Below are 11412 nucleotides of genomic sequence, written 5' to 3' on the forward strand. Positions count from 1 at the left end.
TGATAGTATTTAGTTAGTAATGATGCAAATATAGTAAATTATTTTATATATGTATATATGTTATTCATTTTTTTGATTTGGGTAATAATATTCATAGGCAGTAACTTCTTTCATGGTTTTGGGATAAATGAATTTTATAAATTCAGAAATAGTATATTCTGTTGTTTCTTTTCCTTTTTTTGTTCCAAATTTGATAAATACTTCTCTTTCTTTATCATAGATAACATCATTATTTATATTGCTATAATATGGATAATAATAATATCTATTTCCTATTTCAAGTGTATCATAATAATCTCTTAGTAACATTATATATTGCTTTTCACTTATAACACTTTGTATAATTGTATTATAATGAAGTAATTCATTAGCTCTTGCACTTTTTCTCAAAAATGAAAACTCATTACTTCCATCAAAATAGCATACATTTACTATTACCCATTGCGTAGTATTATATAATACTATTTTTTCAATATATTCTTCAAATAGTTCTTTCATTTCATTTAGCTGCATCCCATTATACATTTCATCAGTTATACATTTATCCTTTGATAATATTTTAATCTGCTTATTTAATGAATAATTCTCTTTTTTGATACGTTCTATATTTCCTTCAATTTGCCTTATTTGTTTTTTTATACGTTGATGTTCTTTTTCGGTTATATTATCATCAATACCATATTTAATAGCTTTTTTTATGTATTGATTAAATTCCTCATTAATTTTCTTTATTGATAGATTTTGCAATAATATTATTTCTTCATTTTTCTGCAATTGCTCTTCTTTTGATTTAATATTAATATCACTATTTTCTATAAGTCTTCTCATTAATAATCGAGATTTTGCCATATATATAATCAATCCGTCCATTTTTGGTGCATTAATTGTTATTGGATTGATACATTTCTTTTTTCCAATTGAAAATGAATATCGTGAGCCGTAACATACATAAGAAAAATCTTTGTCTCTTCCTGATTTCTTATAAAAGAAATTACTTCCACAATGCCCGCAAGTAAGTAAACCTTTTAATAATGATATATTTTTTTTTGCTGTATCTTTATTCTTTATATTTTTATCTATCTTTTCATTAGCACTATAAAAAATATCATCACTAACTATAGCTAATGCTTTATTAGTATATTTAATTTCTTCAACTATCTTTCTATTTTTCCTTTTTCTTATTTTATCTTTATTCTTAGGGTCAGGCTCATGATATGTTGCCTCAAATATACCTATATTTCTTTTTGCACGTAATATCTGACAAACTGAATTTGGATGCCATAAATTTTGTTTCTTATTCTTTGTTGCAGGTGCATATATATTGCGTGAATTTAATAAATGTGCTATTTGTACAGAAGTCATATTGTTTAAATAATAAGCATATATTTCTCTTATAACAGTAGCTTCTTCTTCATTAATATGAAGATATTTATTTTCATCTATATTATATCCGTATGGGCGGCTTCCATGTGTCCAACATTGTTTTTTTACCTTTTGTATTTTTCCGCCCATTTGTCTTTCTGTTGATAATTCTATTTCATAACTTCCTATAGTTGCTAAAATATTTAGTTGCAATTCAGAACCTAAATCACTTTTATCTGTTGTGACATTGAGATTTTGTTTTTGAAAATATAAACTCTTTTTGCAATCATCTCTGAAATATGAAATAAGCTCCAATATATTTGTAGTCTTTCGTGATAATCGTGATAACTCGGAAAATAGTATTATATCAAATTTTTCTGTTTTTGCATCTTCTTTTAATCTATTTAAATCATGGCGTTCTTCTTCATCTTTAAAGCCTGATATTTGGTCTTCATAACTTTCTACAATTGTATATCCCATACTATTAGCATAAGATTTTAGTTCCTCATATTGCCTATCTGTATTTTGTTTTTTAGTACTTATTCTGATGTAAATTGCAGCTTTCATATTATCTTTGTGTTTATAATTACATCTGCAAATATAGCAAAAAATATAAAAGGTTATTTGAAAAAGATAATACATATAGATATGGATGCGTTTTACGCATCTGTAGAACAGCGTGATAATCCAGAGTTGCGCGGAAAACCTATTGCAGTGGGTTATGCCGAAGAACGTGGTGTAGTGGCAGCTGCCAGTTATGAGGCGCGTCGCTTTGGAGTTCGTTCGGCCATGCCATCCACGAAAGCAAAGCGGCTTTGTCCGCAACTTATCTTTGTGCCCGGACGGATGGAGGTGTATAAGGATGTTTCCCGCCAGATACATGAAATTTTTCATGAATATACGGATATTATTGAGCCGCTTTCGTTGGATGAGGCTTTCCTTGATGTGACGGAGAATAAACCCGGCATTCCATTGGCGGTGGATATTGCCAAGGAAATCAAACAAAAGATACGGAAAGAACTTAATCTTGTAGCATCCGCCGGTATATCTTATAATAAGTTCCTGGCAAAGATTGCTTCGGACTATCGCAAGCCGGATGGGCTGTGTACCATCCACCCTGACCAGGCACTGGATTTTATAGCTCATCTTCCCATCGAGAGTTTCTGGGGCGTAGGCCCGGTGACGGCAAAGAAGATGCATTCATTGGGGATTCACAATGGAGAACAGTTGCGAGCCTGTTCACAGGCCATATTACTGCGTGAGTTCGGAAAAGTCGGTTCATCGTATTATGATTGTGCAAGAGGTATTGATCTTCGTCCGGTGGAGTCGGTGCGTATTCGTAAATCTATCGGCTGTGAACATACATTGGAGAAAGATATCTCGCAACGTTCATCGGTTATCATCGAGCTATATCATACTGCGGTGGAACTGGTAGGTCGTCTGGAACATAAGGATTTTAAAGGAAACACACTGACGCTGAAAATCAAATTTCATGATTTCAACCAGATAACCCGTAGTATTACGCAGTCCAAAGAATTAATTACTCTTGATGTGATTCTTCCCTTGGCCAAACAATTACTGAAAGAAGTGGATTATGAACACCATCCTATCCGCCTGATAGGTCTCTCTGTTTCTAATCCGCGGGAAGAGACAGAGGAGAAGGGCGTTTGGGAACAGTTGAGTTTTGAGTTTAGTGATTGGAAATGAACTTGGTTTATTAAACCGATATACAAATGGATGATTTTGTACCCAACTACGGATAATCAGGTACACTGTTTTGGCGGAACTTGTGTACTTTTGCCTCATCATATAACAGATAATCTAACTTTTAAATATCATGAAGAAGAACACGCTTTTCCGTATTTTCCTTTCTTTCTGCCTGCTTGTTGTAGCAGGTATTTCCGCACATGCATATACAGAACGAAATCTTTTGCAAAAAGCTGCCGGTAGTGAAGAGCAACTGAAAGAGGTATTAGTGATGAATCAGAAGTGGGTACCTTATCCTGCTTATACCGATCGTGCCGGCTGGGACGAATTGCTGGGTACCAATAAAGAAAACCTGATTCGTGCCGGAGAGAAAATGCTTAATTACGAATGGAAAGTAATCCGTGCTACCGATTACCTGGAATATGAACGCAGCGGTGAACGAAATATTATGCAAAATCCCTATGAGGCCAACCGGAAAGCAATCAACGTCCTGATGCTTGCCGAACTTGCCGAAGGAAAAGGACGGTTTATCGACCAACTGATAAATGGAGCATTTTATAGTTGCGAGATGACTTCCTGGGTACTTTCTGCCCATCTGGTACGCCAGAGCACCAAACGCTCTTTGCCCGATTATCGCGAACAGGTGATTGATCTGGGTTCGGGAAACTTCGGTTCCATGTTGTCGTGGGTATATTACTTCTTCCATGATTCTTTCGATAAAATAGATCCTGTAATTTCTCAGCGCTTGCGTCATACTTTGCAGGAACGTATTCTCGATCCTTATATGAACAATGACCGGGAATGGTGGATGGCTTTCCAATGGAAACCGGGAATGATTATCAATAACTGGAATCCATGGTGTAACTCCAATGTATTGCAATGCTATCTTTTATTAGAGAATGACCGTGATCGCCTGGCAAAGGCTGTTTGGCGCAGCATGCAGTCGGTAGACAAGTTCATCAATTTTGTGAAGGCCGATGGTGCTTGTGAAGAAGGTCCTTCTTATTGGGGACATGCAGCCGGGAAAATGTATGATTATCTCCAGATACTTTCGGATGGAACAGCCGGAAAAGTATCTCTTTTCAAGGAACCGATGATTCGCCGGATGGGAGAATATATCAGTCGTACGTATGTAGGAAACGGTTGGGTAGTGAACTTTGCGGATGCTTCTGCCAAGGGTGGAGGCGATGCACCGTTGATTTACCGTTATGGTCGTGCGGTCGGCAGTGAGGAAATGATGCAGTTTGCAGCTTATCTGTTGGATGGTAAGCGTCCTTCTGTGCCTTTGGGCAATGACACTTTCCGCTCCTTGCAGTCCATATTATGGAATGGAGAACTGGAAAGGACGACTGCTGCCCATACCATACCTGCTTGTACCTGGTATCCTGAAACGGAATTCTGCTATCTGACCAATAAGTCCGGCTGGTTTCTGGCTACGAAGGGCGGATTCAATAATGAAAGTCATAATCATAATGATGTAGGCACATTTTCATTGTATGTCAATACGATACCTGTACTGATTGATGCGGGGGTAGGGACTTATACACGCCAGACATTCAGTAACGAACGTTATACCATCTGGACCATGCAAAGTAATTACCATAACCTGCCGATGATAAACGGAGTACCCCAGAGTTTCGGTCAGAATTATAAGGCTACGGATGTTGTCTGCCAACCGAAGAAACGTTTCTTCTCAGCGAACATTGCGACTGCTTATCCGAAAGAAGCCGAGGTAAATAACTGGACACGTTCCTATTCATTAGGCGATAAGCAACTGACGATTACCGATAACTTCTCCTTGAAATCAGCGAGAGAACCTAATCAGGTGAATTTCCTTACTTGGGGAAAGGTGGATATTTCCGTGCCCGGAAAGGTGACGATAGATGTACAGGGACAGAAAGTAACTTTGGAATATCCCGGTGAATTCATAGCAACCGTTGAAACGATCAATTTGCCTGATACACGTCTTTCCAATGTTTGGGGGCCGGAGATTTACCGTATTGCCCTGAAAGATAAAGATGCGCAATTAACGGGTAAGTATAAGTTTGTTATTAAATAAAAAAACTATATTTGCGTATTAGAATCCAAGAAACGCAAAATTATGGGATGTTTTATGAATTTATTATGGCTGGTGTTCGGAGGTATTTTTACCGCTATAGAATACCTTGTAGCCAGTTTATTGATGATGATTACCATTATCGGTATTCCGTTCGGTATGCAAACTCTGAAAATGGCTTCACTTGCATTATGGCCTTTCGGTAAAACGGTGCGGAGTGGCGAACGTTCGGCTGGTTGCCTGTATATACTGATGAATGTGTTGTGGATATTTCTGGGAGGTATCTGGATTTGCCTTTCTCATTTGGCATTCGGTGTGCTGCTGTGCATCACCATTATTGGTATCCCCTTCGGACTACAGCATTTCAAACTGGCAGGATTGGCTTTGACGCCTTTTGGAAAAGACATTGTAAGCGACTGATAAAAGAAAGAGGTTGTGTCAAAACGTTGGCACAACCTTTTTCTATAATTTATAGTCCTGTTATCTTTTCTTTTGTCTACGCCGCTTTTTTCTCATTCATTTGGTAACAAGTTGCTATATTCCCGTTGTATCGGGTTATAAATAGTCCAATAAATATAGATTTAGTAAGTGTAATGAGCTCCTTTCCTGTTTTTCTCAGTTTTGCACACATCTTTTTGATATTAAAAGCTATGGCAAAGAAGGCAAAGTCCATTGTCACCTTGTCTTCTCCCACATGCCGGAACCTCTTGTATGCCATGTTGTATTTCATTTGTCCGAAAACAGCTTCCGGTTCTATACACCGCCTGCCCCTATACCTGACTCCTTCTTCTGAGACTAACCTTTCCCGTGCCTGCCGTTTGTATTGGTTTAACCGGTGGTTGACTTCTATAATACGGTTCCCCCGTGCTTTAAAACAACTTCCATGCAAAGGACAACCTTCGCATCTTTGTGCTTTGTACCGGGCACTTTCGGTGATGTATCCGCTCGCTGTTTTGTCATGTCTGGTTCCTATGCGGTTCATGTGTTGCCCCATCGGACAAACGTAATAATCCTCCCCCGCATTGTAATGGAGACTTTCCGCATGGAACGTGTTGGGAGTATAACGGGGACGCTGCTCTTTATGGAAGTAGTTGTACTTGACAAAGGCCTCTATCCCGTTTTCCTGCATGAACCGGTAATTTTCTTCCGAGCCGTAACCGGAGTCTGCCACACCGATACCCGGTAAGCGGTTATAGCGGTGCTGGAAGGAGTGGAAGAAAGGGATCAGGGTCAGCGTATCGGTGGGGTTGGGAAACAGCCGGAAGTCTATGATGAATTGGTTTTCAGTACCTGTTTGTAAATTATACCCGGGCTTGGTCTGCCCGTTCTTCATGGCGTCTTCTTTCATACGCATGAATGTAGCATCAGGATCGGTCTTGGAATAGGAATTACGTTCTCCAAGGACTTCAAGGTGATTGTCGTATTCCATCAGCTTGTCACGATACCCTTCAAGTTCCCTGACCTGTTTCTTCTTTTCACGCAGAGCTTTCTTTTGTTCCTTGTCCTGTGTTACAGGCTGGTGTTCCAGCACTTCTTTGAGTTCATCCACTATATTAGAGAGCATGGAGGGAGTCAACTCAACGGATGTGTCTTTCACAGAGTTCTCCTGTACAATGGCTTCATCCACCTGCTCCAGAAGGATGCGAACCTTATTCAGCAACCTTGTACGGTTCTTTTCGACTGTCTTGCGCCAGACAAAAGTATATTTGTTGGCCTTGGACTCAATCTTGGTACCGTCGATATACTCCACGTCAAGACTGATGAAACCCTTATCGGCAAGGACAAGAACCAACTGCGTGAAAACGTTGTTAATCTCCTCCTTTACACGGTTACGGAAACGGTTGATGGTTATGAAATCCGGATGCTCATGACCGGCAAGCCAGATATAATGAATGTCACGCAAAAGAAGCTTCTCTATTTTACGACAGGAATAGATATTATTCATGTAAGCGTAGATAATTACCTTAAGCATCATTTTAGGATGATAAGCTGAGCGCCCCGTTTCTTTATAAAGCTTCTTGAAATTATCAAGATTGAGATTATCAACAACTGCATTGACTATGCGGACAGGGTCGTCCGCAGCTATGTTTTCATCAATTCTTTGTGGAAAAAGAACGGTTTGGTTGGGAATGTAAGGACGAAAATGTAACTTTGCCATAACGAAAAAAATGATGCCTAAAGTTACATAAACTTTGGGTAATAACAAAGCCTGGGCTTGGGAAAGTCCGGGCTTTGCGCATAAAAAAGGTTGTGCCAGCATTTTGACACAACCTCCATTCATTTTATTTAAAGGTGTTGTTTACATGGTAATGTTAGCTTGCTTTGCAAGCAGTTTCTGAAGTTTGCCATTCAAAGTCTGGCACATTGCACCGTTTCCCATTGCCTGGTAGCGTTTAATACGGTACTGTAACATAAAAATTTCATTTGCATTCTTTTTCATAATTGTCATCTTTTTGTGCTTTCCGCGTTTCGGAAAGCGGGTTTTACATCTTTTCTTTTCTCTTATTAACGCTGCAAAGATACGAATTGTTCACGAGAAATATGTTTTAAAACATAATATAATGCACTTTCTATTCGTTTTTCTTTAGAAATCCCTGGTTTTGCTATGCGCATATTACAAAAGTATGACTAAAAATGGAATAAATGATCTTTGTACGATCTATTAATAATTTGTATACCTTTGCAGCATCTTGCACATAATCAACCCTTACAAACAGGAAGTCATAATGATAAATAAACTGTTGACACTTTTACGAAGCCCTTATCCATCATTGGTGAAGAGATGGAAAAGCGTGATAATACCTTCACTTATAGTGTTTCTGATCCTTTTTGTGTTGCAGCCTTTTGGCATTTCTATGATGGGAGGCTATAAATTCTGGGTAGTGTTAGGTTATGGAGTGGTTTCTTCATTGGCACTGAGTATCTCTACGTATTTGTTTCCTGCTTTGTTTCCCCGTTATCATAGTGAGAAGAACTGGACATTAGGTCGAGAATTGTTAGGGACCTTGGGAGCTTGTTTGCTGATTGCGATAGGTAACTGTTTCTATACGGCTTGGGTATTTGGCTCATTCATACTGAGCTGGAAAGGATTTCTGATAAGTTTGACTTGGGTGGCGATTCTTGCTCCTTTCCCTATTGTCTTCTTTTTGATGTGGAATCGTAATTTGCAGCTGGTACGTAATCTGAAGGAGGCAACGGAGATCAACTACGCTCTTGCGAAAAGAGAGAATACCCAGAAGGAGAAGATTCGGACAAGGAATGAGGAACAGATAGGAGAGGGTAGGGTAGCAGAAGAAATAGCAGCAGAAGAAACTCCTATGCAGTTGGTTTTCTCCGGTGGAACGAAAGAAATGCTGGAAGTGGATGCCCATACCTTATTTTATGTAGAAGCAGAAGGGAATTATATAAGAGTAGCTTACAGTAGTGCGGATAAGATGCAGCAAAAGTTGGTGCGGGCTACTATGAAGCAGGCAGAAGAAGCGGTTGCTGCCTGTTCGTTCATTGTCCGTTGTCATCGGGCCTTTCTGGTGAACATACACACTGTGGTAAAAGTAGATGGAAACTCACAGGGATATCGCTTGCGACTGGAAGGATGTACAGAAGAAGTTCCGGTTTCCAGAGGCTATGCAAAAGAGATAAAAACGCTGATAGAAAGGGATGCGGAAGGGTAGTCATTCGTCACAGAATAAGGAAAAATACAACCATTCGTCACAGGCGGAATGCTGTTTGTCACATATCCGGGCAGTCTGTCCCGGATATTTTTTTGCCTGAAATTCTTAGTCTATGTTTGCTGACGGAAATCGTAAAGAACATAGATAAAATGAAAAGATTGATTCTACTTTTTAGTGTAAGTGTATTGCTGATGGTGCAGCACTTGGAGGCGCAGACAGCTGTGACGGATACCGTTTTCTTGCAACTATACAATGATAGTGTAGATTTGAAGGAAGTGGTAGTGAAAGGTAAAAGAACGCCTGTTGCCAACAGTCGTTGGAGTGATATGAGTCCGGTGGAACTGGTGACCGTGGGAGGTGCAAACGGTGATTTGTATCAGGCATTGCAAACACTGCCGGGCACGCAGGTACAAGGAGAAAGTGGCCGGCTGCTGGTGCGAGGCGGAAGTAGTGATGAAACACAGACATACATTGACGGAATGCACGTCTTGAATCCTTATACGGCTACAGGTATAAACTCACCGGCACGCGGGCGTTATTCCACTTTTATGTTCAGTGGTGTTAATTTGGAATCGGGTGGGGCTCCGTTGGAATACGGGGATGCACTCTCGGCTGTGTTACCATTGGAGACAAAGGATAAGAGCCCTATCAATAAGTTAGGCATCAATGCCTCTACGGTAGGCTTCGGTGGAGGAGGTACACGGGCTTTCGATAAAGGTTCGCTTTCGGTGAACTTGGATTATCAGGACTTATGTGTCTATGATCATATCTATTCAGGACGTACGGATTTTGAAGATCCCTACCGGATGATGACCGGATCGGCACAATTTCGCTATCATCCCGATGATGCTACGCTTTTCAAGATTTATGGCGGCTATGATCATACTGACTTTTCCAATTATGAAGGTGCTGAACGTAGACTGTTCGATTTGAATGAGAATAATTTCTATCTCAATACAACTTTCCGTAAGCGTACTTCCGGTGGATGGAACTGGTTTGCAGGTGTAGCATTCTCTTTCTTTGAACAGAAGATAGGTAATGTATCACTTTCGACAGATCATTGGATGGAACTACAACAGGAACTTCATGCAAAGGTAAAAGTGTTCAAGCGTATTTCTCCGGCTTTTCGTCTGGATATGGGAGTGGAGAGTTTTATCCGCCGGTATGAGAATCGTTATCAATATCAGATGAAAGAGGTGGAGGGAATAGATAGCCATCATGAAATCAATCCGACGATCAGTGCGGGCTTTCTTTCGGCGACTTACTATCCGGTGGAGCAACTGAAGGCGGAACTTTCTGTCCGCACAGAATATACTTCATTGAATGAAAAGGTGAATTTCTCACCCCGTCTGGCTGTTAATTACTATTTGGGAGATGTAGTACTCTCTGCTACGGCGGGACGATATACACAGTTGCCGGTTAGCAGATTGCTGGCTCAGGAGAACAAGTTGAAATCGGAATCATGCATTCAGTATAATGTGGGTGCACAGTATGAGGGTGATGGGCGTTTCTACAAAGCTGAACTTTATTATAAGAAATATGACCGTCTGGCATTGGTGGAAAAGGGAACGGTAGATGCAGCGGAAATGCTGACTTCCGGTGGTCATGGTTACAGTAAAGGTTTCGACTTATTCTTTAATGACCGTGTTCTGTTGAAGAATCTGGAATACCAACTTTCCTATACATATAATATTGCCAAGCGGAAGTTTCAGGAATATACGGAACTGACTACTCCGCAATATGCCACTCGGCACAATGCATCCGTAGTGCTGAAGTATTCCATTCCGCGAATCGGCACGATAGTCGGTCTGACGAACCGTTTCAGCAGTGGGCGTCCCTATCATAATCCGGATTTACCGGGCTTGATGAATGATCATGTGAAGCCTTATAACAGTCTTGATCTCGGACTGACATTCCTGCCCAGTAAGAAAGTGATTATCCATGCTTCTGCTACCAATATCCTTTGTCGGAAAAATGAGTTTGGGCGGGTGAATAATAAAGCTATTCTGGCTTCAAACGATCATTTCTTCTATATCGGGGTGTTTATCACACTTGGGAAGAAGGCGGCTTATGATGTTTCTAATTTCTAATTTAATTAAAAAAAGGTCCGTGTTCGTCCGCCTAATCCGTGTCGTCCGCGTATCTATTTATAAACTCTTTAAAAACAATTCAAATGAAAGCAATGATTATTAGTTTCGTATGTGTTTTGGCTTTTGCAACTCAAAGTCTGTCTGCACAAAATCTTACTCTGGAAGTACGTGGTATTGAAAATGTGGCTGGTAAACTCTATGTCGCCATCTACAACTCTCAAGAGACATTCATGAAGAAGCCGCTTGCCGGTTTTGCAGTAGAGGTGAAGGATAAAGTTGTGTCTATCCCCTGTAAAGGGCTTCCGGCAGGAACTTATGCCTTCTCCATGTATCAGGATGAAAATGGAAATGGTAAATTGGATACCGGTGCTTTCGGTATCCCTGTGGAGAAGTTTGGTTTCAGCAATGATGCTGAAGGTGTTATGGGCCCCCCTTCTTACGAAAAATGCAGTTTTACCTTCTCTGAGGATACAACTTTAGTGGTACATCTGAAATAAACTTCAGATAATTCTTTAACTTTGTAGCT

Annotated in this window: 9 protein-coding genes; 6 read left to right on the forward strand and 3 right to left on the reverse strand. The window is 40.0% G+C overall.

Annotated elements, in window-relative coordinates; genetic code table 11:
• Positions 1-60 precede the first annotated feature (60 nt).
• Positions 61-1929 (reverse strand): recombinase family protein, encoded by a 1869-nt coding sequence (locus VYM24_RS12920; RefSeq protein ID WP_195209888.1) that lies wholly within the window; start codon positions 1927-1929, stop codon positions 61-63.
• Between the two features lie 45 nt (positions 1930-1974).
• Between VYM24_RS12920 and dinB the strand changes: the two genes are divergently transcribed.
• The 3 genes from dinB to VYM24_RS12935 all read left to right on the forward strand — a co-directional run bounded on the left by dinB (position 1975) and on the right by VYM24_RS12935 (position 5545).
• Entirely contained in the window at positions 1975-3069 is a 1095-nt protein-coding gene (dinB, locus tag VYM24_RS12925) for a DNA polymerase IV (RefSeq protein WP_425286663.1), read from the forward strand.
• Between the two features lie 130 nt (positions 3070-3199).
• Positions 3200-5128, forward strand: a complete 1929-nt coding sequence (locus tag VYM24_RS12930; RefSeq protein WP_330940207.1) for a heparinase II/III family protein — start codon at positions 3200-3202, stop codon at positions 5126-5128.
• Positions 5129-5170: 42 nt separating this feature from the next.
• On the forward strand, positions 5171-5545 hold the full coding sequence (locus tag VYM24_RS12935) for a YccF domain-containing protein (protein ID WP_299089884.1): 375 nt from the start codon (positions 5171-5173) through the stop codon (positions 5543-5545).
• A gap of 76 nt (positions 5546-5621) precedes the next feature.
• On the opposite strand, the gene VYM24_RS12940 is transcribed toward VYM24_RS12935, so the two are convergent.
• Positions 5622-7283 carry an IS1182 family transposase gene (locus VYM24_RS12940; protein ID WP_330941218.1) on the reverse strand — a complete coding sequence of 554 codons (1662 nt, stop codon included), beginning with the start codon at positions 7281-7283 and terminating at the stop codon, positions 5622-5624.
• A 141-nt stretch (positions 7284-7424) separates the two neighbouring features.
• Positions 7425-7565, reverse strand: a complete 141-nt coding sequence (locus tag VYM24_RS12945) for a hypothetical protein (protein ID WP_167549111.1) — start codon at positions 7563-7565, stop codon at positions 7425-7427.
• Positions 7566-7851: 286 nt separating this feature from the next.
• On the opposite strand from VYM24_RS12945, the gene VYM24_RS12950 reads away from it, so the two are divergent.
• From VYM24_RS12950 to VYM24_RS12960, 3 genes are all read left to right on the forward strand, one after another.
• Positions 7852-8796, forward strand: a complete 945-nt coding sequence (locus VYM24_RS12950; RefSeq protein ID WP_299089882.1) for a LytTR family DNA-binding domain-containing protein — start codon at positions 7852-7854, stop codon at positions 8794-8796.
• Positions 8797-8945: 149 nt separating this feature from the next.
• Complete coding sequence (locus VYM24_RS12955) at positions 8946-10886, forward strand: TonB-dependent receptor plug domain-containing protein (protein WP_330940208.1); 1941 nt, start codon at positions 8946-8948, stop codon at positions 10884-10886.
• An 83-nt stretch (positions 10887-10969) separates the two neighbouring features.
• Positions 10970-11383: a DUF2141 domain-containing protein gene (locus VYM24_RS12960; protein ID WP_118295064.1), complete on the forward strand. Its 414-nt coding sequence runs from the start codon at positions 10970-10972 to the stop codon at positions 11381-11383.
• Positions 11384-11412: the final 29 nt, after the last annotated feature.

It is taken from the genome of Bacteroides sp. MSB163 (assembly GCF_036416795.1).
Classification (GTDB): domain Bacteria; phylum Bacteroidota; class Bacteroidia; order Bacteroidales; family Bacteroidaceae; genus Bacteroides; species Bacteroides maternus.

Bases quoted from the DNA above. Each gene is read 5' to 3' on its own strand.
- VYM24_RS12945 (WP_167549111.1), bottom strand. From the start codon at position 7,565: ATGAAAAAGAATGCAAATGAAATTTTTATGTTACAGTACCGTATTAAA.
- VYM24_RS12950 (WP_299089882.1), top strand. From the start codon at position 7,852: ATGATAAATAAACTGTTGACACTTTTACGAAGCCCTTATCCATCATTG.
- VYM24_RS12930 (WP_330940207.1), top strand. From the start codon at position 3,200: ATGAAGAAGAACACGCTTTTCCGTATTTTCCTTTCTTTCTGCCTGCTT.
- VYM24_RS12960 (WP_118295064.1), top strand. From the start codon at position 10,970: ATGAAAGCAATGATTATTAGTTTCGTATGTGTTTTGGCTTTTGCAACT.
- VYM24_RS12935 (WP_299089884.1), top strand. From the start codon at position 5,171: ATGGGATGTTTTATGAATTTATTATGGCTGGTGTTCGGAGGTATTTTT.
- VYM24_RS12955 (WP_330940208.1), top strand. From the start codon at position 8,946: ATGAAAAGATTGATTCTACTTTTTAGTGTAAGTGTATTGCTGATGGTG.
- VYM24_RS12920 (WP_195209888.1), bottom strand. From the start codon at position 1,929: ATGAAAGCTGCAATTTACATCAGAATAAGTACTAAAAAACAAAATACA.
- VYM24_RS12940 (WP_330941218.1), bottom strand. From the start codon at position 7,283: ATGGCAAAGTTACATTTTCGTCCTTACATTCCCAACCAAACCGTTCTT.